This is a genomic window from Halomicrobium sp. HM KBTZ05, assembly GCF_041530035.1.
Taxonomy (GTDB): domain Archaea; phylum Halobacteriota; class Halobacteria; order Halobacteriales; family Haloarculaceae; genus Halomicrobium.
Genome location: NZ_CP168057.1, coordinates 1107336 through 1128938 on the forward strand (window position 1 = coordinate 1107336; position 21603 = coordinate 1128938).

Annotated in this window: 21 protein-coding genes; 6 read left to right on the forward strand and 15 right to left on the reverse strand. The window is 69.2% G+C overall.

What is annotated here, in order from left to right:
* Nucleotides 1-4 precede the first annotated feature (4 nt).
* The 5 genes from citE to glmS are packed head-to-tail and all read right to left on the reverse strand — an operon-like array spanning nt 5 to nt 5354.
* Complete coding sequence (citE, locus tag ACAH01_RS05725; RefSeq protein ID WP_372480529.1) at nt 5-1054, reverse strand: L-malyl-CoA/beta-methylmalyl-CoA lyase; 1050 nt, start codon at nt 1052-1054, stop codon at nt 5-7.
* Nucleotides 1051-2163: a 2-methylfumaryl-CoA hydratase gene (gene mch, locus ACAH01_RS05730; RefSeq protein ID WP_372480530.1), complete on the reverse strand. Its 1113-nt coding sequence runs from the start codon at nt 2161-2163 to the stop codon at nt 1051-1053. Before mch ends, citE begins: the two co-directional genes overlap by 4 nt.
* Nucleotides 2160-3482, reverse strand: a complete 1323-nt coding sequence (locus ACAH01_RS05735) for a methylaspartate ammonia-lyase (protein ID WP_372480531.1) — start codon at nt 3480-3482, stop codon at nt 2160-2162. Before ACAH01_RS05735 ends, mch begins: the two co-directional genes overlap by 4 nt.
* A complete protein-coding gene (locus tag ACAH01_RS05740; RefSeq protein ID WP_170094987.1) occupies nt 3472-4911 on the reverse strand; it encodes a methylaspartate mutase subunit E in 1440 nt (479 codons plus the stop codon). Before ACAH01_RS05740 ends, ACAH01_RS05735 begins: the two co-directional genes overlap by 11 nt.
* Nucleotides 4912-4913: 2 nt before the next feature.
* Complete coding sequence (glmS, locus tag ACAH01_RS05745) at nt 4914-5354, reverse strand: methylaspartate mutase subunit S (RefSeq protein ID WP_153553993.1); 441 nt, start codon at nt 5352-5354, stop codon at nt 4914-4916.
* Nucleotides 5355-5475: 121 nt separating this feature from the next.
* Here glmS and mct point away from each other — a divergent pair, with 121 nt between their 5' ends.
* A complete protein-coding gene (mct, locus tag ACAH01_RS05750; RefSeq protein ID WP_170094986.1) occupies nt 5476-6666 on the forward strand; it encodes a succinyl-CoA:mesaconate CoA-transferase in 1191 nt (396 codons plus the stop codon).
* A gap of 30 nt (nt 6667-6696) precedes the next feature.
* Here the strand turns inward: mct and ACAH01_RS05755 are convergent, their stop codons facing one another.
* The 3 genes from ACAH01_RS05755 to ACAH01_RS05765 all read right to left on the reverse strand — a co-directional run bounded on the left by ACAH01_RS05755 (nt 6697) and on the right by ACAH01_RS05765 (nt 11385).
* Nucleotides 6697-7041 carry a DUF5658 family protein gene (locus tag ACAH01_RS05755; RefSeq protein ID WP_372480532.1) on the reverse strand — a complete coding sequence of 115 codons (345 nt, stop codon included), beginning with the start codon at nt 7039-7041 and terminating at the stop codon, nt 6697-6699.
* A gap of 91 nt (nt 7042-7132) precedes the next feature.
* On the reverse strand, nt 7133-9124 hold the full coding sequence (locus ACAH01_RS05760; RefSeq protein WP_372480533.1) for a hypothetical protein: 1992 nt from the start codon (nt 9122-9124) through the stop codon (nt 7133-7135).
* A gap of 62 nt (nt 9125-9186) precedes the next feature.
* A complete protein-coding gene (locus ACAH01_RS05765; RefSeq protein WP_372480534.1) occupies nt 9187-11385 on the reverse strand; it encodes a PAS domain S-box protein in 2199 nt (732 codons plus the stop codon).
* Nucleotides 11386-11548: 163 nt separating this feature from the next.
* Between ACAH01_RS05765 and ACAH01_RS05770 the strand changes: the two genes are divergently transcribed.
* Together ACAH01_RS05770 and ACAH01_RS05775 are read left to right on the forward strand one after the other, a co-directional pair.
* A complete protein-coding gene (locus ACAH01_RS05770) occupies nt 11549-13972 on the forward strand; it encodes a helicase C-terminal domain-containing protein (RefSeq protein ID WP_372480535.1) in 2424 nt (807 codons plus the stop codon).
* A gap of 41 nt (nt 13973-14013) precedes the next feature.
* Nucleotides 14014-14520 carry a DUF6653 family protein gene (locus tag ACAH01_RS05775; RefSeq protein WP_372480794.1) on the forward strand — a complete coding sequence of 169 codons (507 nt, stop codon included), beginning with the start codon at nt 14014-14016 and terminating at the stop codon, nt 14518-14520.
* Here ACAH01_RS05775 and ACAH01_RS05780 read toward each other — a convergent pair.
* Together ACAH01_RS05780 and ACAH01_RS05785 are read right to left on the reverse strand one after the other, a co-directional pair.
* Nucleotides 14495-15079: a hypothetical protein gene (locus tag ACAH01_RS05780; protein ID WP_372480536.1), complete on the reverse strand. Its 585-nt coding sequence runs from the start codon at nt 15077-15079 to the stop codon at nt 14495-14497. The two genes, ACAH01_RS05775 and ACAH01_RS05780, sit on opposite strands and share 26 nt — an antisense overlap.
* Nucleotides 15076-15780 carry a DsbA family protein gene (locus ACAH01_RS05785; RefSeq protein ID WP_170094979.1) on the reverse strand — a complete coding sequence of 235 codons (705 nt, stop codon included), beginning with the start codon at nt 15778-15780 and terminating at the stop codon, nt 15076-15078. Before ACAH01_RS05785 ends, ACAH01_RS05780 begins: the two co-directional genes overlap by 4 nt.
* Nucleotides 15781-15911: 131 nt before the next feature.
* On the opposite strand from ACAH01_RS05785, the gene ACAH01_RS05790 reads away from it, so the two are divergent.
* Both ACAH01_RS05790 and ACAH01_RS05795 read left to right on the forward strand, forming a co-directional pair.
* A complete protein-coding gene (locus tag ACAH01_RS05790) occupies nt 15912-16067 on the forward strand; it encodes a hypothetical protein (RefSeq protein WP_015763918.1) in 156 nt (51 codons plus the stop codon).
* Between the two features lie 95 nt (nt 16068-16162).
* Nucleotides 16163-17182, forward strand: coding sequence for a TRC40/GET3/ArsA family transport-energizing ATPase (locus ACAH01_RS05795; protein ID WP_170094978.1), 1020 nt, complete (start codon nt 16163-16165; stop codon nt 17180-17182).
* Here the strand turns inward: ACAH01_RS05795 and ACAH01_RS05800 are convergent.
* The 5 genes from ACAH01_RS05800 to ACAH01_RS05820 form a co-directional block, all read right to left on the reverse strand.
* The gene (locus ACAH01_RS05800; RefSeq protein WP_372480537.1) at nt 17179-17796 is read right to left on the reverse strand and encodes a DJ-1/PfpI family protein; all 618 of its coding nucleotides are present in this window, start codon (nt 17794-17796) and stop codon (nt 17179-17181) included. The two genes, ACAH01_RS05795 and ACAH01_RS05800, sit on opposite strands and share 4 nt — an antisense overlap.
* A 40-nt stretch (nt 17797-17836) precedes the next feature.
* A complete protein-coding gene (locus tag ACAH01_RS05805; protein WP_208626565.1) occupies nt 17837-18655 on the reverse strand; it encodes an SDR family oxidoreductase in 819 nt (272 codons plus the stop codon).
* A gap of 37 nt (nt 18656-18692) precedes the next feature.
* Nucleotides 18693-18983, reverse strand: a complete 291-nt coding sequence (locus ACAH01_RS05810) for a hypothetical protein (protein ID WP_372480538.1) — start codon at nt 18981-18983, stop codon at nt 18693-18695.
* Between the two features lie 67 nt (nt 18984-19050).
* Nucleotides 19051-19869 (reverse strand): endonuclease V, encoded by an 819-nt coding sequence (locus ACAH01_RS05815; RefSeq protein ID WP_372480539.1) that lies wholly within the window; start codon nt 19867-19869, stop codon nt 19051-19053.
* Nucleotides 19869-20828 (reverse strand): rhomboid family intramembrane serine protease, encoded by a 960-nt coding sequence (locus ACAH01_RS05820; protein ID WP_170094973.1) that lies wholly within the window; start codon nt 20826-20828, stop codon nt 19869-19871. Before ACAH01_RS05820 ends, ACAH01_RS05815 begins: the two co-directional genes overlap by 1 nt.
* Before the next feature lie 133 nt (nt 20829-20961).
* On the opposite strand from ACAH01_RS05820, the gene ACAH01_RS05825 reads away from it, so the two are divergent.
* Nucleotides 20962-21567: a molybdenum cofactor guanylyltransferase gene (locus ACAH01_RS05825; protein ID WP_372480540.1), complete on the forward strand. Its 606-nt coding sequence runs from the start codon at nt 20962-20964 to the stop codon at nt 21565-21567.
* Nucleotides 21568-21603: the final 36 nt, after the last annotated feature.

The following is a 21603-nucleotide window of genomic DNA, read 5'->3' on the forward strand; positions in this document are numbered from 1 at the left end:
TCGCTTACGTCGAGCCCTCGAACCCCAGTTCGACGGCGCGCGCACGCTCGACGAGGTCGCCGTCGTAGCGGTCGGCCGTCTGTTCGGGATGGGTCTCGTCGATGGCACGAACCGTCGCGACGGTGTTGGCGAAGTTCTTGTACGTGGCTTCGTCGACCATCTGGCCGTCCAGTACGACCGCGCCCGACCCCTCGGCCTTGGCTTCGACGAAGCGTTCGATCTTGCCCACGTCGCGCTCCAGTTCCTCGGCAGTCGGCATGTGGATGCGGTTGGCCTGGACGGTCTGTTTGGGGTGGAGCGACCACGAGCCGTCGATGCCGATGGTCGCCTCGCGGGTCACCTGGTCGGCGTAGCCCGGTGCGTTGTAGTAGGTCACTCCTGCTCGCTCGTGAAAGAGCTGATCGAAGGGGCCGCCGACGGCGACGAGACCGGCGGCGCTGGCCTCGTTCGAGAGCCGTTCGAGCATCGCGGCCCACTGCGGGCGCTGGCCGTCCATCGCGCGCCCGCCCAGCTCTGCGGTGTAGTCCACCGGTCCGAAGATCAGGCCGGTCAGACGCGAGTCCTCGCCCAGCCGTGCGATCTCTCGCAGGTCCGAGAACGCTCGCGCCGTCTCGACGATCACGGAGAGGCCGATCGACCCGTCGTCGTACCCGTACTCGCGTTCGGCCTCGGCGACGGCTGCACGAGCCCGTTCTACGTCGTCTCGTCGGCCGACTTTCGGGACGACGACGCCGTCGAGGTGGTCGCCGGCCTCGCCGACGAGGCGGTCGATCTGGTCGACGCCTCGCTCTCGGAAGCTCGGGTCGGCGTAACTCCACTCGACGCGGGGCCAGATCTCGCCGCCGAAGTCGGGGCCGTACTCGGGGAGCCGGTCGATCGTGTTTTCGAGCGCCTCGGCTTTCATCGAGGGCGCGGTGCCGTCCTCGATGTCGGGCGCGAGCCAGTCCGGGGCCTCGAACCCCTCGGCGGCGAGCCCGGAGTCGAGGTACTTCGCCGAGTTCTCTCGCGGGACGGCGGCCGGTGCGGTCTGGAAGGTGCGACAGAGTCGTGTCATTGGTGTCGGCTGTCGATGAGTGCGGTTCGCCGGCCGGAGTAGACCGGGCGGCGGTCCTGGTCGAACGCGACGTGTTCGAAGGTCACTTCGCCGGCTCGCGGCGGACCGGGGTCGGGGTCGGCTTCGAGGACGCGCGTGAAGCCGTAGATCGTGTCTCCAAGCGTCACGAAGTCGTGGAACGATTCGTCGTGATAGGCGCGCTCGCGGTACGTGGCCTCGTCCGAGCGGGCGTGGGCCAGCGCGACCGAGCGGGTCACGTCGCCGTAGGCCACGATATCTCCGGACGGCGAGTCGGCCATGGCGTCGCGGTTGTGGTGCTGGCGGGCCGTGTTCAGCGTCGCCAGTGGGAGCCCGGCCACGAGCTGGTCGTCCATCGTCCGACCGCGCTCGTGGCGGTAGGCGACCGCAGCGTCCGGGTCGTCCCCGACGCGATCGAGCGCCGCCCGAAAGTCCTCGAAGTGGGGGCCGTCGGGGGCGATCAGCGTCGCCGGCAGGGAGTCGTCGGAGGCTCCCTCCTCGACCGTCTGCTCGTCGTCGGCCTCCTGCTCGTCGTCGGCCTCCCGCTCGTCGTCGGTCACCTGCCCGCCGTCGGCCGCCGTGGGGGTGCGTCGCGGGACCATGTTCGTCCGCTCGTAGCTGACCAGCACGGCGTCCGTCTCGGCGTCGTAGCCCGCCGTCTGCCAGGTGACGATCCCGTAGTCGGGCCGGGAGTTCGAGGTGGCGGTCGACTCGACGGTCGATCGGGTTCTGATCTCGGTCCCCGGCAGGACGGGCTCGTGGAACCGGAGGTCGGTCCGGCCGAGGAAGTACCCGCCCTTCTCCGAGAGGTCTTCGACGGTCGCGCCCATGACGCAGGCGAGCAGGTAGTCCGGGTGGATCGGTGGCTCGGGGAAGTCCCGCTCGCGGGCTGCGTCGGTCCGCCAGTAGGCGGGATCGTGGTTCAGCGTCTGGCCCATCCACCGCTCGGTGCCGGGCCGGTCGAGCACCAGCCCGGGCTCGTGCTCGATGGTCTCGCCGACCTCGAAGCGCTCGAAGTAGTGGCCCTTCTCTCGGGTCTCCGCGCGGTCGAGGGCCGACGCGAAGGCGTCGGGGTCGGTCCACTCGCTCATCGGCGACCACCGCCCGCCCGGCCGGGACCGGGATCGCGACGCGGGGCGTCCCGTCGCTCGGCGGCGTCGGCCCCGGTCGCTCGTCCGTCCATCCGTGCCACCGTCCGGCGCATCTCGTTGGTAACGATCATGTACCCCTCGTCGAAGCCCATGCCGGGCTTTGCGAGCACCTGCGCTGCGTCGGTCGCCAGCGCGACGTGGGCACAGGCCCGCGCGGAGGTCGCCGTCTCGTTGCAGGTGCCACCGAGATACGCGCGGGTGTCGGTACCCTCGCAGTAGCGGACCGCGCGGGCCGACCGCTGGACGCCGCCCAGATCCGGCGTCTTGATCTGGACCACGTCCGCCGCCTCGTGGTCGACGAAGCGACGAACGTCGTCGAAGGTGTTGCACCACTCGTCGGCGACGACGTCCACCGCGACGCCCGCGTCGGCGAGGGCCTCGCGGAGTTCGGCCATCGCGTGGATCTGATCGGCCCGCCCCGCGGCGTCCATCGGCCCCTCGACCTGCAGCGGGTAGGGAGCCGCCGCCCGTTCGAGCGCCGCGAAGTAGTCGGTGACTTCGGGGCGGTCGTAGGGCGGTCCGAACAGTTCGCCGATCATCCCGTACACGTCGACGTGGAAACGGGGCTCGTACTCCGGGCCTCCGAGGTCGTCCGTGCGTGTCGACAGCCAGTCGAGGTAGTCGAGCAGGCCGTCGCCGTCCGCGCCCATCGCGTCCGTCGAGTTGAACAGGCCGTGGGGCAGGACCGGGACGCCCTTGACGAGCATCTTCTCGGCGTTGGTGTATCGCTCGTCGCCGGACTGGCCGAACACCGGGACGGGATCCGTGGCCGGCTCCGTGCCCAGCGCCGTCGCGAGCACGTCGGTGGGCGTGCCGCGAGTCGCGTGGGCGGCGGCGTTCAGCAGTGCTTGCGAGACCCCGTAGCGGACGGCCGTGTGCAGGCGGCCGCCCCGGCGAGAGGGGAGCGCTTCGACGGCCGTGACGTTCTCGTCGAAGTGGGTCGCGTCTCGTCCGCGCAGTACGTCGGCGACCTGGCCCTCGACGACCGACACGAACTCGTCGGCCCGAAAGCGGGGGTCGCGGCCCCCGGCCCCGGAGTACTGGACGGCGGCACAGTCGCCCCGCACCCACCGGCCGTCGCCGAGCTGGAGTTCGACGAGCAGGCTCTCGCCGGCCTCCCGGATCCGATCGAAGCCGTCGGTCACCGGCTCGCCCTCGTAGGCGAACCCGTCGCGGCTGGCCCCCTGCTTGATCGCGCGCTGGTCGTCGAAGAAAAAGCCGGCGACGCCGGGCGTCGCCCGGACGGACTCAATCCGCATCCGTCTCACCCCGGCGACCGATGAGCTTGCCGTCGCTGATGGCGTCCACGTCGTCGGCGACCATCTGGAACGACTGGGCTCGGCCCTCCCGCTCGGCGCGCTGGCCGAGCTTGTTCTCGTGGATCTCGCGGACCTCGTCGGGCACTGCGAGATCCCCGAACTCGAACATCCGGACGCGGCCGTCGTCGTCGCGGGCCGGCAACACCGCACCCGCCGCGGCGTCGCTGGGGGCGAAGGGCACGTCCATCGCGCCCGACTCGAAGGCTCGGATCACCCCCTGGGCCAGGTCGCCGTCGCCGTGGCGGTCGATCGCGTCCATCAGCGCGCGCGTCGTCTGTTCGATCAGTCGCTGCTCCTCGTCGACGCCAGCGAGGTCGATGTCCTGTTCGATGGTCATGTCGATGAGCTGCCGCGTCGTCCGCAGGCCCGCGGCGTTGGCCTCCTTGGTCGGAACGCCCTGGAACTCCTGTGGGGACTTGGTGATGACCTTGTCGGGCTTCGCGACCGCCGCCGTGACGCCGCCGAGGCCGATGACGCCGCTGGCACGCGCCTCGTCGGGCGGGAACCCGCCCATCCACTCGTGGAAGACGGTGGTGACCGTCACGTCGTCGGGAAGATACTCCTCGCCCAGCGCGCGCAGCGCTCGCAGCGCGGCCACGTCCTGGACGACGTTGCCGACCTGGCCGTAGCCAAGCGTCAGCGAGCGCACGCCCTGCGTGGCCGCGAGCAGCCCCTCGACCAGCATCACCGCGATGGCGATGGCCGGCGGGACCAGCGTCCCCGTCAGCGGGCCGAACGGCTCGCGGTTGACGACGACGCCCCGTTCCGCGTAGGCCCCACAGAGGCGGTCGACGAACTGCCAGTGTGTGATCGTCTCCGCCAGGCTGTGGCCCTTCGTGTAGGGAATGTTGTACGAGATGGGGCCGCCCTCGAAGCTCTGGAAGCCACCCGCAAGCGTCACCATCGCCAGCAGGCGCGCGTCGGGCGTGCCGTGGCGCACCTCGATGGGAGTGTCCAGCGCCCGCACGAGCCGGCGACAGTCTTCGACGCCGTGGTTGACCGCGGGGAACCCGTTCAGCGCGTCCTCGTCGCTGTTGCGCGAGGCCGCCAGCCCCTCCTCTGCCTTCTCGTACTCGTTGTCGCGGGTGTAGGAGTCGATCGTCGTCGGGAGCAGGTCCGCCCCGCCCTGCTGTTCGAGGTACCGCAGCAGATCGATCTGTGCTTCGAGGCAGGGGACGCCCGCGCGTGGCTGGAGCAGAGGCTGGTCGGCCGACTCCAGCACTGGGGCGAACTGTTTGCCGGCCGGGAGCGACTCGTGGAAGGCGATCGCCTCCTCGAAGTCGACCTCGCGGCCGGTGTGCCACTCGTCGCGGAGTTCGTTGGCGAGTCGCTGTAGCTCCTCGCCAGCGAGCCGCTGGTCGCGGGGCATGGTCAGCTGTCGACCCTCGCTCGCTCGGCCTCGCGGGCCGTCAGCTGGAGGTCCTGGCGAAGCGCCGCGATCGCCTCCTGTGGGTCGGTCTCCGCGTCGAAGACGCGGTCGAACCCCATCTCGCGGAAGCGCTCGCGGGTCTGCTCGAACTCGTCCTGACCGACCGCGAGGTTGCCGCCGACGTAGGTACAGACGTCGAGACCGGCGGCCTCGATCCGGTCGTGAAAGCCCTCACAGTCCTGTCGGGCGTGTCCGTACAGGGAGGAGACCAGTACCGCCTCGGCGTCGTGTGACTGTGCCGCGTCGACGAAGTCCGCCTGCGAGGTCTTGACGCCGAGATTGACGACGTCGAAGCCTGCGGCCGACAGCGCCTGTTCGAGAATCGTGATACCGACGACGTGAGCGTCGGAGCCGATGACGCCGAGGATGACCGTCCGGGGCATGTGGTAGTGCAGACGAGGCTCCCCACAATAAATGTAATGATCTTTCATGATAATACGTCCTTAAGGAATTCATAATGATTAATCACAAAGATTCATGACCGTACCGACCGACCCACGACGCATGGGTGCCCTCTCGGACCTTCGGGTCCTGGACCTGACACAGGTGTTGGCCGGCCCGTACTGTACGATGTTGCTCGCGGACATGGGCGCGGACGTGGTAAAGATCGAGCGCCCCGGCGGGGACCTGATCCGGTCGAACCCCCCGTACCTCGAAACCGACGACGAGCCCTACGGCGGCTACTTCCAGAGTGTCAACCGCGGCAAGCGGTCGCTGGAACTGGACTTCGGCGACGAGGCCGACCGCGAGGCGTTCCTCTCGCTGGTCGAACGCGCAGACGTCGTCGTCGAGAACTTCAAGGCCGGAACGATGGAACGGTTCGATCTGGGCTACGAGCAGCTCCGCGAGCGCAATCCGTCGCTGGTCTACTCCTCGATCCGTGGCTTCGGCGACCCGCGGACCGGCGAGACGCACCGCCAGGGCCAGCCCTCGTTCGACCTCATCGCCCAGGCGCTGGGCGGAGTCATGGAGATCACCGGCCCCGAGGACGGTCCGCCGACGAAGGTCGGCCCCGGCGTCGGCGACCTCTTTACCGCGGCGCTGAACGCCGTCGGCATCCTCGCTGCGATCCACCACCGCGAGCGCACCGGCGAGGGACAGTACGTCGACACGGCGATGTACGACGCCATGCTCTCGCTGTGTGAGCGGACGATCTACCAGTACTCCTACGACGGCCACGCTCCCACTCGACGGGGCAACTCACACCCCACGCTGTTCCCCTACGACGCCTTCGAAGCGGCCGACGGCTACGTCGTGATCGCCGCCTTCTCGGACGGCCACTGGCGGACGCTCTGTGAGACGATGGACCGTCCGGCGCTGGCCGCCGAGTACCCCGACGCCGCCAGCCGCCGCGACGCGCGGGCGACGCTCCGGGCCGCCATCGCCGACTGGACGCGCGACCGCGAGACCAGCGCCATCGTCGACGCCCTCGACGGCCGCGTCCCCGCCGCGCCGGTCCAGAACACCGCAGACATCTTCGAGGACCCACACGTCGCGGCCCGCGAGATGCTGGCGACGGTCGACCAGCCCGGCACCGACGAGCAGGTGACGATCGCCGGCAGCCCGATCAAGATGACCGAGACCGATCCGCGACCGCGTGGCCGCGCGCCGCTGCTGGACGAACACCGCGAGGAGATACTCGAAACCGCCGGTAGCGAGTCCGAAGACGGTCGGCGAGCTGGCAGCGACGATTGACCGGCGTCCCGTTCTCGCCGGTCGCCAGCGTCACGAGACTGCTCCGCCGAGCAGTATTCCGGTGTTCCAGACGGTGACGACGACGCCCACCAGCGCCAGCGTCGCGGGGACGGTCGTCGAGTACGGGTGGGGCAACGCTCGCCACACGAGGTAGGTCCCGACGAAGAACGTCGCTTTGATCGGGAGCAAGACCGCGACGCCGTACCGTTCAACGAGCGATGCGACGACTGGGTTCGCCTCGGTCGAGGAGCCAAGCGTCAGGCCGACCCCGGTCGTGAGGAGATCGCCGATTCCGAAGAAGACCAGTGCCAGCAGCCACAGGCCAGTGGGCGGTTCGAGCGCGTCGAGCGGCGGACTGCCGGTCACGGTGTCCATCTCGACGGCAGAGAGACGCCGATCCCGGATAGTTACGTGTCAGCTACCTGTCCGAAGCGGCGGATTACCCGACGACGAGCGGCCTGCGGAGTCATGCCGGCGGCGTCCAGTGGTACCGGTAGGCGACGCCGAGGACGGAATCGGGGACGACCAGTTCGACGCCGTCCTCGCGCTCACTCGCCGACAACAGGGACGGCATCCAGAGATCGCCCCGATCGCGGTCGCCGCCGAAGGCCTGCATCGCGTCCACGAACGCCAGCGCGTCGTCCGCGTCGGTCTCGCTGTAGGCCTTGATCGCGCGATCGACCAGATCGACGACGAAGATGTATCCGTCGGCGGCGGCGACGCTCTGGGGCAACAGGAATCGATCGCCGTCGGTGCCGTAGCCGGCCTCGCCGTAGACGTGCCACCCGTCGTCGTCGCGGTACTGAAGTCGGTTGTTGTTCCGGTCGGTGACGTAGGTTGCGCGCTCGCCGACGGCCACGTCGCCGGGGTTCCAGAACTCGCCGGGGTCGTGCCCGAAGCGACCGTCGTCGTCCTCGTAGGCGAGTTCCCCGGTCGTCCGGTCGAAAGTCCACCGGAGCAATCGGCCGTTGAAGGAGTCGACCGCGAGCAGGCGCGTCCGGTCGTCGTCGATCCCGTCCGTCGCCAGCCCTCGGGGCAGCTTGCAGTTGTTCCCCCAGATGCCCCAGGTGGCGGCCGACGTGACGTGATCGATCCGGACGCCATCGCGACAGTCGAGGCGGTAGACGGCGATCTGTGGCTCGTCGTTGTCCGTGTCGTAGGTCAGCGAGTAGTCGGCCGCGAAGAGATAGCCCAAGCCGGGTTCGACCGACCAGAACGCCGTTCCGACCGGGAATCGGTTGTGCGAGAGTGGTCGCTGGACCAGCGGTCCACCGCCGTCGGCGTCGGTCACCTGGAGCCGGGCGTTGTCGGCGTCGACGACGAGCAGTCGCTCGCCGCCCACCGTGGGGAGGCCGACGGCCGCGCTGGCGAAGTCCAGTCGCTCGGGCGCGGTGTGGTCGCCGCCGACGCCGGCCAGCCGTCGCTTCGACTCGGAGATCGTTCCCAGATCGTAGGCGGCGACGGTGTGGTCCATCGCCTCGGTGACCAGGACTCGCTCGGTCGTGTCGTCGGTCGCGGTGCCGTCCGGCGAGTCGTAGGGGGCGACCTGCATCGGCGACCCGAACCGCCGGTCGTCTAGGCTCGGCGCGATCGTCGAGGGGACTTCGCTCGTGTGGCCCCGCGCCGTGTCGTACATGTGGACGAAGCCACCGCCTACGTCCGGCACGGCGACGCGCTCGTCGTCGCCACTGCCCAGCACGGAGACGCCACGGGGCGTGACGTACGACTGCGGGACGATCGGCAGCCCCGTCTCCTCGAAGGGGACGCCAGCGCCGGCCCGGTCACAGCGAAGGACCGTCGCGAAGTACGAGGGGAACGCGCCGGTCTGGCGCAACACGCCCTCACCAGTGTTCGCGATCAGGAGGTTCCCCGCGGTGTCGACGGCCAGCCCCTGTGGCCAGTACAGCGGGAGCGCTCCGGCGAACTCGGAGTCGACCGACCGGATCGTGTCGACGAGCGTCCCCTCGTCGTCGAAGACCGTAATCCGCGCACGGAGATCGTCGCCCTCGTGGTAGAACTCGTCGGCGACGAACACCCGAAGCCCGTCGTCGTACTCGTAGACTGCGATGCCGTTGGGGTGAAACTGCTCCCCGTCGTCCGGTCGGAAGGTGTCGACGGCGACGACTTCGGGCCGTCGACCGTCGTACTCGTAGGACAGCCGCTGAACCCGGCCGTTGGCCAGGTCCGTCACGAACAGCGCCGGATCGCTCGGGTGGTGGGCGAGCCGAAAGGGAAGTTCGAACGATCCCGGCTCCGATCCGGGTTCGCCGACGGCCGTCAGGCGCTGTTCCAGGGCGCTGTCGAGGACGACGAGCCGACTGTTCGCGGTGTCCGCGACCCACACGTTCCCGCGTGGGTCCTGGCACACGCCGACCGGCGTGGTCAGCTGTGGCGAGTCGTCCGCCCGGTCCCCGCTCGTCTCGTACGCGCCGATGGTCGCCTGGTGGCGGAACGGCATTCGTGTTAGTACAACAGAGAATACCGATTGTACTTAGTGTTGCTGCATTAATCCGAACGGCGTCAGTCGGGGCCGCTCTCGGGATCGCCGTCCAGCTCGATCGTCACGGTCGTCCGGCCGTCGGTGTGGTCGAAGCCCAGCGCCCCGCCGGAGCGCTCGACGATCCAGTTGACCAGCCACAGGCCCAGCCCGCTCCCGTGTTCCAGTGGCGTCTCGGACTCCTGGTTCAGTGCCTTTCGCTCACACTCCGGCAGGCCGGGTCCGCCGTCGACCACCGACAGCGAGACGCCGTCCCGGTCGCTCTCGACCTCGACGCGGGCATCACACGTCGCCAGCGCCTCGCCGTGCTCGACGGCGTTGTCCACGAGGTTCTCGACGGCGACGACCAGGTTCGGGTGGGCACGCACCGACAGCGACGACGACCCGTCGGTCTCGATGACCGCGTCGGGATGCTCGTCTTCGACGGCCGTGACGGCGCGGTCGACGACCTGCTCGACGCGCTGGGTCGTCCGGCCCGCCTCGCTGTCGAGCACCGACTCGATCGCTCTGGCCTTTCTCGCGGTCTCTTCGAGCCGTCTGCCCCGTTCCAGCACTGTGCCGGCCAGCTCCCGGCTCGCCCCTTCCAGTTCCTCCATCACGACCTCGGTGTTGCCCATGATGATCGACAGCTCCGAGCGGAGGTTGTGTCGCAACACGCGAGCGAAGACCTGTCGCAGGAGATCCAACTCCTCGCGACGACGCTCGCGTTCGGTGATGTCCCGGAGCGTGCCGACCGAGCCGACGAACTCTCCGTCGTCTTCGATCACGCCGACGGTCACCTCGTAGAGACGCTGGATCCCGTTGGCGTCGGCCAGCCAGCTCTCGAAGCTCTCGAAGGTCCGACTCTCGTCGCCGAGAATCGACTTGAGCGCCCTGTCGCCGCGCTCGCCGCCGGCCTCCGGGAGCAGTTCGTTGATCCGCTCGCCGACGACGGCGTCTTTCTCTCGGCCGAAGAACGACGCCATCGGTTCGTTGAGCAGTTCGATCCGGCCCTCGGCGTCGAGGACGTACATCGGATCACCGGCGCTCTCGACCAGTGTCTGGTACTGTTCCAGTGCTCGCTCGCGCTCCTTGCGTTCCGTGATGTCCCGGACGACACCCATCAGCCCGGCGTAACTCCCGTCTTCGGACGGCAACAGCGTGTAGTGGATCGACACCTCCAGGCGGTTGCCCGCCCGGTCGAGGAAGGTCATGTCGACGGTCGCGCTCTCCTCGTCGGTGCGTTCGAGGTGGCGCAGCGTCCGCTGGCCCTTCTCTAGCTCGCCCTCCGCCAGCGTCTTCGAGGCGTGCCGGCCGATGATCTCGGTCCGCTCGTAGCCCAGCATCTCGGCGAACGACTCGTTGCAGAAGTCGATCACGCCGTTCTCGTCCAGCGTGTAGAGCCCGTCCTGTGCCTGTTCGACCAGCAGGTCCAGCAGCTCCAGTCGCGCCTCGCGCTGTACCTGTGGCGTCACGTCGCGAAACACTTCGAGGCGCAACGAGCCGACGCTGTCTGGCAGCTCGTGTGCCGAGTGGCTGAAGTGACGTGTCTCGTCGTCGGTCGGCAGTTCAACGACGGTCTCGCTGGTCGCGTCGACCCCTCGCTGGGCTCTGGTCACGGTCCGTATGGCGCTCGGTCTGTCCCCCAGCAGCGCCACGAGCCGCTCGTAGAAGCCACCCGAGTCCGCCGCGGCGTCGACGGGGAAGACCGTCTCGAACGGCTCGCTGGCCCAGCAGATCGTCCCGTCGGGCTCGACGAGGAACTGGTACCCCTCACAGGCGGCGTCGTCGTCGACCCGCGCGAGCGCCTGTGCCAGCGCGTACTCGCTCTTCTCTTCTCGCTCGCTGACGAGCCCGACGACCTTCTCGATCAGGAACGGGGCGGTGTCGCCCGGGTCGCCCCTGTCGACCAGCGTGTCGACGACGTCGAGCAGTTCGTCGGACACGTTCGCCGGGTCCGTCTCGGTGTAGAGGACGACGGGCAACGTCTGGATCTGGCGCACCTGTTCGTGGATGTGCTCGCTCAGCGAGCCGTCGATCACGACACAGTCGATGGTTCTGGCTTCGGCGACCGTCCGGATCCGTCGGCGGTCGGTCGTCCACGCGACCGAGATCGGGGCGTCGGCGTCCTTGGCCGCTTCGCTGATCGCTCCGGACGACGATCTGTCCCCGATACACAGCACGTCGATCCGTCCGTCGACGGCGTCTCCGTTCCCCCCTCCCGCGGCTCGCTGCTGTCCCATTCTTTTTGTCACCCTCGCTTCCCTAAGTACTACCGTAGCGTCCTTGCAACAGTATAAAGATTCGTGTACTACTGGAAATCTGTCACACAAACGAAAACGACAGGTCCTCGTCGGCGCGGGAAGATCCGGACGTTCAAACGGAGGGACGACGAAGGCCGGTGTAATGGGAGACTCGGCGGCCGACGAACGTGGCTGGGAGGAGTACTTCGCGTTCGACGAGCCGTACGCGAACCAGGGCGACGCCATCGAGCGCGCGATCGAGGCCGGCCAGGCGCGGGGCTACCTCGCGATGGAGGGCCCCTGTGGCACCGGCAAGACGATGGCGGCCCTGACGGCCGGTGCACACCTGCTCGACGCCGGCCACTACGAGCGGATCGTCGTCGTGACGCCGGTCAAACAGCAACTCCAGCAGTTCGTCACCGACCTGCGCGCGATGAACGCCGGACTGGACGAGCCACTGCGTGGCATCTCGCTGGTCGGCAAGCGCGACCTCTGTCCGTACGGGCGCGAAGGTATCTTCCCCGAGGACGGCTCCGTCCACGACCGCTGTGAAGACCTGCGCGAGAACACGGCACGGCTCGTCGAGGCCGAGGGCGACGGCACCGACCACGCGCCGGCCAGCGCCGCCATCGAGGCGGAACTGGGCGACGACGAGCAGTGGTGGGACCCACAGATCGCCAGCGACCTCGCGGCGGCGGCCCGACCGGACGCCCGCGACCAGCAGCGCCTCGGCGAGGGCACGCTGGGGACCGCCGGTGCCGACTCTCCGTACCGCCCCAGCCAGCCCGCCGCACCCGAGGAGATCGCCGAGAGCGACGATCCGCCGCTGTACTGCCCGTTCGAGGCCGACTGGTACGCCCGCAACACCGGCTCGCCAATCGACTTCGGCGTCGGGGAACACAGCGTCGTCACGGCCGAGGAGTACCTCCCCGCGTCGGTGGAGTACGGCACCTGTCCACACCGCGCGATGAGCGTCCTGCTGGAGGCCGCCGACGTGGTGATCGGCAACTACAACCACCTGTTCGACCCACAGACCCGTCCGCTCCTCGCCTCGATCCTCGACGAGGACACGTTCGTGGTCGTCGACGAGGCCCACCGGCTCGAAGAGCGCGTCCGGGACCTGCTCTCGGACCGCGTCGGGAGACAGACGCTCACACAGGCCAGCAACGACCTCAACTTCCTGCTCCAGCGGGCTCGCCAGAGCGACGACCACCGACAGCAAGTCGAGGAGGTGCTCGCCGCACGCGAGGTCCCGCTGGCGGCCGTCGAGCAGGCCCAGCAGTTCTACGACGACGTGCTGGACTGGCTCGACGACCGGGTTCGGTCCTACCTCGACGGCGAGTTCGAGGGGTGGCGCACCGACCCCGACCAGCTCCCCCAGCGCGACCACGAAATTCCGCTGCGAGACCCGGAGACCGTCGAACAAGACGTCCTGACCGAGTGGGCCGAGCGCGAGGGGTACGACGGCGGTCTGTGGCGATCGCTCCCGAAGATCGGTGCGGCGGTCGAAGAGGCAATCGACACGCTGGGGCTCGCACGGACGCCGGTCTGTGCCGCCGTCGGGACGATCGCGGGCCAGTGGTGGGAGCGCGACCACGCCGGCTTCCTCCGCGAGATCGAACTGGAACACGCACCCGCCGACGAGCGCCACGTCGACGCCGACTACGAGGTCGCGTACACCGCCGGGCTGCTGTGTTACAACTGCATGCCCTCGACGGCGCTTCGCAACGTCTTCGACGACCTGGGCGGGGGTGTCCTGATGAGTGCGACGCTCGAACCGCTGGACGTGTTCCAGCACGTCTCCGGACTCTCTTTCCTCCGTGACGGCGGCCCGGACCGGGACCCTCGCTTCGTCAAGGCCGCGACCTACAGACTGACCTTTCCCGCGGACAATCGCGCGTCGTATCTCGTGGACTGTCGCCCCTTTACGGCCCGCAACCGCGGCGATCCCGAGTCGATGCGACCGCTGGGCGAGGCCTGGAACCCGACCCGCGACGAGTACGCTCACGCCCTGCGAGCCCTGGCGCGCTCGCCGGGCAACGTCCTCGTGGCGATGCCGAACTACCGAGAGGCCGCGTGGGCCGGCGCGTACCTCGACGACGCCGTCGACAAGCCGGTCCTCGTCGACGAGTCGTCCAGCAACGACGCGACGAACCGCCTCAAGCAGCGCTTCTACGACGGGCCCGGCAAGGTGCTCGTCACCAGCGCACGGGGCACGCTCACCGAGGGCGTCGACTACGACGGCGAGAAGCTCTCGACCTGTGCCGTCGTCGGCATCCCGCTGGTCAACATCGGCTCGCCGCGGGTCCGGGGGGTCAAGCGGGCATACGGCGACGCCTTCGGCGACGACGTGGCCTTCGAGTACGCCCTGACCGTGCCCGCGGTCCGGCGCGCCCGCCAGGCCATCGGGCGGGTGATCCGCGGGGCCGAGGAGGTCGGCGTCCGGGCGTTCGTCGGCCGGCGCTACTGTCCCGAGGCACGCCACTCCGTCTACGAGTTCCTGCCGGAGAACGAACGCGAGGAGTTCACGCAGCTGACCCCGGAGTTCCTGGCCGACCAGCTCGACCGCTTCTGGGACCGCCCGTAGCCGTGGCCGACGTATTTGGGCCACCGGTCCGTACTGCCACCATAAGCGACTCACGAGCAGAGCGTGCGCGGGCCGCGTTCTGGCGTCGCCACGCGAACCCCAAGAGCGGCTGGTCGCGCGTTCCCACCGGCCCCGTGATCGTGTGCGCGATCTACCGGCGCGACTGGCGACTACTCGCGGCGGCGCTCGTCTGGACGGTGCTCAACCCAGTCCTGTTCTCGCCGCCAGAGACCGACGACGCTTGGATGACCCGTGCGGTCCTCGCCGAACGGTGGTGGATCGACGACGAGCAGCGCCCGACGATCGGGCTGGCCTACCCCAACGTGTGCAACGCCGTCGGTGCCGCGGCCTTTGGGTACGCGCTGTACGCCGCGTGGCGACGCCGCCCGACGGCGGCCGCGGCCGCGACGGCGCTGGGCGTCGCGCTGAAGTGCTGGTGGCTCGGCGTGCTGGTGCGACGCTACGACGCGCGAGCGACCCGCGAGTCGCCGGACCGTCCCTCGACTGGCACTGCCGACGGGCTCAGACGTCCACGGGACAGCCGTTGATCTGCCCGCCGCGCATGCCGTCGGCCAGCCAGTACGTCGACAGAACGACGACGAGCAGTGCCACCACGGCGAATTCGAGGCCGTCGAGAGGGAGCCACAGCAGCGAGGTCGAGACGCCGACCAGCGACAACAGTCCCAGCAAGATCGCCGAGCCACAGGCCGCACAGCCGGCCCCGAGCGCGCCAAGCACCGCCCCGAGGACGCTCGTGCCGCCCTGCTGGAGCGAGAGGCCGTGTTCTCGGAAGTGGTAGACCACCATCGCGACGTTGACCCCCAGCGTGGCGGCGACGACCACGAGCAGGCCGCCCTGGAGCGGCGTGAAGGCGGTGCCGACGAAGGGATAGAGGCTCACGAGAAGCTCGACTTTCGACCCCGTGGAGATGGGCAGCGAGAGCGTGTCGACGACGAGCGAGACGTTCAGCGACAGCGAGAAGGCGGTCAGTCCCGCACCCGTGGCGGCGAGAGCGACCGCGGCGTAGGCGGGGATCGTCACGACGAGCCGCGCAGTGCGTCCCATCAGTCGCCAGTCGGCCCGGCGCGTCGGTAGCGAGACCATCATCCCAGCAGGACGTTCTCGAAGACCGTGAAGTCCTGGGCTCCGTTGACCGTCGTCTGGTACTCGCCGTCTCGGAACAGGTAGAACGTCGGCGTCCCCGACGCGCCAGCGGCCTGTCCGGCGTCGTAGTCGGTCTGGACCGCCTCGGCGGCGGCGTCTTCGCTCACCGCTGTGACGACCGCCGATCCGTCCACGTCGGTCGCGTCGTCGAGGTACGAGCGGGTGCGATCGAGGACGTTGTCCGTCGAGAACTGCCCCTGCTGGTCGAAGTAGTGTGCCTTCAGGTCCCAGACGGCCGCCGGGTCGCGAGCGAACGTCGCCTCCAGCGCCCGAGTCGCCGGGCCACCCCACTCGTAGACGACGGGATACCCCCGGAAGACGTAGGCCACGTCGCCGGGCGCGAGCAGTTCGGACTCGATCTGTGGAAACGTGTTCTGGTTGAACCGCCGGCAGGTCGGACAGGAGGGGTCCTCGAAGGCGACGATGACCCCCTGCCGGCTCCGGTCTCCGAGCGTCGGCTGGTCGTTGATCCCCGTCGCCGACGGGTGATCGAAGTCCACGTCGCTGCTCCCGCTGGTCATCAGCTCCCGGTCGGTCGGAGTGGCGTCGGCGTCGGTGTTGGCGTCACCGCCGACACAGCCCGCCGTCCCGGCCACCAGTCCGGCGGTCCCACCCAGCAGCCGCCGCCGCGTCAGATCGTCCATGGACGGGTGTCGGAGCCGTAGTGTATATCTTTTGGCCGGACGTCCGCTCGGCGCACACACCTCGAGGCGACTGCCGGCAACAGTGTGGCGATGCGGAAAACATATATGCAATCGTGTGAGTGAAATAATAGATGCCCGAGTGCCAGAACTGCGGAGAGTTCGTAACAGAGCAGTACGTTCGGGTCTTCACGCCCGAAGGACACGACGGGCCACGGGTCTGCCCCTACTGCGAGGACAAGCTTCGTGACGGCGCAGACGTGCGCGAAGCACGCTCCTCTCGGCAGTAGTCCGGTCCGTTTTTCCAGGTCCCCGCGAGTCACAGCCGTCGTTCGAGTCACTACCCAGTCGACAGTCTCAAGGACGGAACGGTGTACCTCCACGTATGAGCGAACTCGACGTCGAGACGGTCGAAGAGATCGACGCGCCGACCGGTGTCGACGCGCCGGACTACGTCCTCTACGGCGGCAAAGGCGGCGTCGGCAAGACGACCTGTGCCGCGGCGACGGCGCTCGCGAGCGCCCGCGACGGCACGGCGACGCTGGTCGTCTCGACCGACCCGGCACACTCCCTGTCGGACACGCTCGGGACCGAGATCCCCGCCGAGCCCGCCCGGATCCGCGAGGACCTCCCGCTGTACGCCGCCGAGATCGACCCGGAGGCCGCCGTCGGTGAGGGGCCACTGGGGATGGACGGCGACCTCGGGGGTCTCGAACAGTTGCTGGGCGGCGATGACGCGAACCCGCTCGCGGGATCGATGCCGGGTTCCGACGAGGCCGCTGCCATGCGACTGCTCTTGCAGTACATGGACGACGACCGCTTCGAGCGCGTGGTCGTCGACACCGCGCCGACCGGCCACACGCTTCGCCTGCTGGAACTGCCCGAGGCCATGGACTCGATGCTCGGAAAGTTGCTGACGCTCAAAGAGCGCATGTCGGGCATGCTGGAGGGACTGGGCGGGATGTTCGGCGACGACGCGGACCAGGAGGAGATGGAGCGCGACCTCCAGGCGATGCGCGAGCAGATCGAACAGCTCCGGGCGATCTTGCGCGATCCCGAGAAGACCGACTTCCGGGTCGTGATGGTGCCCGAAGAGCTCTCGGTGATGGAGTCCGAGCGGCTGCTAGACCGGCTGGACGCTTTCGGTATCCCGGCGGGAACCCTCGTCGTCAACCGCGTGTTACAGGACCTCGACAGCGTCGTCGACACGGAACTGCCGGACGACTACGTCGGTCCGAACCACGACGACTGCGAGTTCTGTGCCCGTCGGTGGTCAGTCCAGCAGGACGCGCTGGCCCGCTCTCAGGACCTCTTCCGGGGCCACGAGGTCCGGCGCGTGCCGCTGCTGGCCGAGGAAGTTCAGGGGGAGGAACTGCTGGAAGTCGTCGCGGCCTGCCTGGACTAGGCGCTCTCGCTCCGGTAGATGTCGTCCGAGCGGTCGTATTCGAGCGTCGCTCGCACGTTCTCGGCGACGCCTGCGCCCCACTCGCGTTCGACGAGCCACAGCGCGAGATCGATGCCGGCGGTGACGCCGCCGGCAGTGAGCACGTCGCCGTCGTCGACGACGCGCGCGTCGACCACCGTCGCGTCCGTGGCGGCGAGGTCCGACAGCGCGCTGGCGTGGGTCACTGCCGGGCGGCCCTCGAGGAGTCCGGCGCGGGCGAGTACCATCGCACCGGTACAGACTGCGGCGACCGTCGAGCCGGCGGCGTGACAGTCCGCGACGAGATCCGGGACGACGCCGCGTTCGACGGCCGCTCTGACGCCCCCAGCGGTCCCGCTGGCCCAGCGCCCGCCCGGCACGAGCAGGTAGTCTGGTGGGTCCTCGGCGTCGAGCGTGCCGTGGGGCACGATCTCGGTGCCCTTGCTCGCGGTCACGCTCTCGGTCGGTGTCGCGGTCACGAGCGCCACGTCGGAGAGAGCGATATCGCTCTCTGTGGCTCTCGCCAGCACGTCGTACGGACCGACGGCGTCGAGCGATTCGACCCCGTCGAACAGGAGCACGGCAGCGTCGGACATACCGACACGACGTGCCCGAGTCGCAAAAACGCCGCGTCGGTCAGACGAGCTTCCGCAGGAGGGCGACCGCCAGGTCCCGCCAGCGACCCGGGAGGTGGCTGGCGAGGGTGGCGACGCGAGCGAACTGGCCGACGGGGTATCGCGGCTGCGGGTCGGTGGTCACGGCGGCGTCGCGGATCGTGTGCGCGACCGTTTCGGGCGAGACCGACACCGCGTTCTCGCTGACCAGCGCGGTGTCCTCGTAGAGGTCGTAGAGCCATCCGTACGCGCCCGAGGCTTCCGTGTCGGCCATCGCCTCGCCCGCCCGGTCGACGAAGCTCGTCTCCACGGGACCGGGCTCGACCAGGACCACGTCGACGCCGAAGTCGGCGACCTCGGCCCGCAGCGAGTCGCTCATCGCTTCGAGGGCGAACTTCGAGCCGGCGTAGGCTCCGGCCCCCGGCGTCGCGATCCGGCCGTTGACGCTGGAGACGTTGACGATCGTGCCGTCCTCGCGGTCCCGCATGTGGGGCAGGACCTCCCGCGTGAGTCGGTGGGGGCCGTAGACGTTCACGTCGAACTGCTCGTGGAGCTGTGCCGTCGTCACGTCTTCGAGGGGGCCGTACTGGCCGTAGCCCGCGTTGTTGACTAGACAGTCGATGCGGCCCTCGGCTCCGACGACCGTCTCGACGACCCGCTCGCACTCGCGGGCGTTGGTCACGTCGAGTTCGGCCGTCTTCGCACCCGAGTCGGCGAGACCGGCCACGTCGGCCTCGTTCCGGGCCGTCGCCCACACCTGCCAGTCGTCCGCGAGAAACGCCTCGGCCGTCGCCTGCCCGATGCCAGAGGAGGCACCCGTTATCAGCGCCGTCTTCGTCATGTCGGCAGCCTCGCCCCCCTGATAGTTAACCTTCCCGTCACCGGCCGGCCGCTCCGTCGGTCGCCGCCGACTCGTGTTCCTCGTGGAGCTGGAGCGCCCGGACGATCACGTACAGCAGGACGATGGCGGCCCCGACCGCGAGGACGAACTGTGCGATCACCGAGAACAGCAATCCGAGCCCGCCGCCCAGCCACAGCCCCAGCGTCGCCGGGACGATCGCCACGGCGACGAACACCAGGATGAGCGCGCTGATGGGGACCGCTTCGCGGATGATCGCGTCGGTGTCGAGGCCGCCGGCCGCGTCGACGAACGGTCGCTGGAGGGACATACACGCGGCTTCCGGCGACTGGCACATCAGTCTCACGGAACGGTCGACGGCGTGGCGGTCGGCGGTGTCAGGCCCGATCCTCTCGCACTGTGGCTTTCGCCTCGTCGGCGTCGCTGTCGGCCAGCCGGGTCGGTTCCGGGAGCTTGTAGCCGGCCGTGGTCGCGAGCACGAGCTCCGGGACCGCCGCGGCCCCGACGCGGTGGCCGGGGCTGACGTAGAGGGGGTTGATGTGGCGGTTCGGCGAGTCGTACTGCCGCGTCTGGACGGCGTGGCCGATCAGCGTCCCCGGCTCGGCGGTCTCGACGCTGTCGTCGGCCTCGATGCCGACGGTCGCGCCGACCGGGAGCGTCCGGTCCAGCGACTCGCGGGGCTCCCCACAGAGGAGGCTCTTGGCGACGCCGATCGCGGGCACGTCGAACAGGACGCCGACGTGGGTCGCCAGCCCGGCCTCGCGGAAGTGGATGCGTCCGCTGCCGTCGACGACCAGCAGGTCCGGCGTCCGTCGGAGTTCGCCCAGCGCCGCGACGATCGCGCCGCCCTCGCGAAAGGAGAGCAGGCCGGGGACGTAGGGGATCTCGGTCTCGACGGCGGCGTGGACCCGTTCGACGACTTCGCCGCCGCGGGTGAGGACGACCGCCGAGACCGCCACGTCGTCGACGAACGCCTGGTCGACGCCCGCGACCAGCGGCGGGTCCCCGGCGTCACGCTCGCCCTCGCCGTGGTCGCCGAGTCGCTGCTGGTCCGGCTCGCTGCGGCCCAGGGTGGCCGGGTCGAAGTCCAGATCGTCCGCGAACGTCGCCGTCGCCGCGATCTCTCGCTGGAGCGACTCCATCTCGTCGCGCCCGAGCGCGGGGTCCGGAAGGAAATCGGGTCGAGCGGGCTCCATCAGAACCGGCCGCGGCCGGGACCACCCGGTCCGCCGGGACCGCCGGGTCCGCGACCGCCGCCACCGAACTGCAACTGATTGGGCGTCCGACGCTGGCCTTTGACCTGGCTGCCGTACCACAGCCCGATCACGAGACCGACGAGGTGGGCCATGTCGGCGACGTTGCCGCCGGTGAAGCCGCCGCCGACGCCGAGAATCCCGGCGACGCTGACGATCAGGTAGAAGCCGGTGATCGCCCAGATCGGCACCGGAATCAGGAAGTAGAGGTAGACCCGGAGGCTGGGGTTGAGGACCGTCAGGACGCCCATGATTGCCAGCCCGGCACCGCTGGCTCCCAGAACGCCGGCACCGAGGGCGGGCTGGTAATCGAGGAAGACGAGCAGGTGTGAGAGCCCGATCTGTCCGAGGCCGGCCAGCGCACCGGAGACGAGAAACAGGATCGTGAACTGCTTCGATCCGACGTAGTCCTCGACGATCCGGCCGAAGAAGAAGATCACGATGCTGTTCAGCGCGATGTGGCCGAGGCTCAGCGGCGCGTGGGAGAACACGGAGGTGAACCAGGTCCAGACGTACTCGGGGTGCTGGGGCTGGAGCGTGAAGATCGCGCTCCAGGTCGGCCCGCCGATCGGGATGCCCACGAGGACGACCAGATGCTGCAAGAGGAAAGTGACCCACATCAGCCCCAGCATGGTGTAGGTCGCGTTCCCGCGGAAGTATCCGAGGATGCTGCCCGGCCCGGTGTCGACCGAGAGGCGGTCTCCCAGACCGCCGTTCCCGCCGCCGTCGTCGACACTGTCGTCGAATCCGCTGTCGAACACGCCGTCGGGGTCACCCCAGTCGTCCAGCCCCGGACAGTCGTGTGCCTCCGGCAGCCGGTGCTCCGAGCAATATGTCCCCCCGCAGTGGTGACACCGGTACGGCATGTTCTCGGTCTTGCCACACGCGTCGCACTTCGACATTGGCGAGTGCTTGGGCTGGCCGGTGCAAAGGGGTTGTGCTTGTGGCCCTCTCGGGGGCGTCTGTGATCGACGCCGGTCCCACACGGCACCTGTTCGGCGAAGGCTCTTTAGCGCGTGCCGCGAACGCCCAGCCATGCACAGCGGCGTCGTCGTCGCTGGCGGGCGCTCGACGCGCTTTGGCGACCGAGACAAGGCGCTGGCCGACCTCGCGGGGACGCCGATGATCCGACGGGTCGCTGACCGCCTCGCGCCGGTCGTCGACGAGCTGGTGGTCAACTGCCGCGCCGATCAGCGCCGGGACGTGGCGGCGGCCCTCGACGGCCTCGACGTGCCGGTCTCGTTCGCGATAGATCCCGTCCCTGACCGCGGCCCGCTGGCCGGGATCGAGACGGGACTCGACGCGGTCGCGGGAGAGTACGCCGCCGTCGTCGCCTGCGACATGCCGTTCGTCGAGCCCGCTCTGGTCGCACACCTCTTCGAACGAGCGGCGGGCCGCGAGGCTGCCGTCCCACGGCCCGACGAGTGGTTCCAGACGACACAGGCGGTCTATCACGCCGACGCGATGACCGACGCCTGCCGGCGGGCGCTCGACGACGGTCAGCGTCGCGTGGCCGTCACACTGGACGCCCTCGACGTCGCAGTGCTCGACCGCGACGAGGTCGAACGCCACGCGACGATGGAGACCTTCGAGAACCTCAACACGCGCGAGGCGTTCGAAGCCGCGCGGGACCGCCTCTGAGAGTGCCGGCGGCGGTGGCTTTTTTCTGGCCGGGCT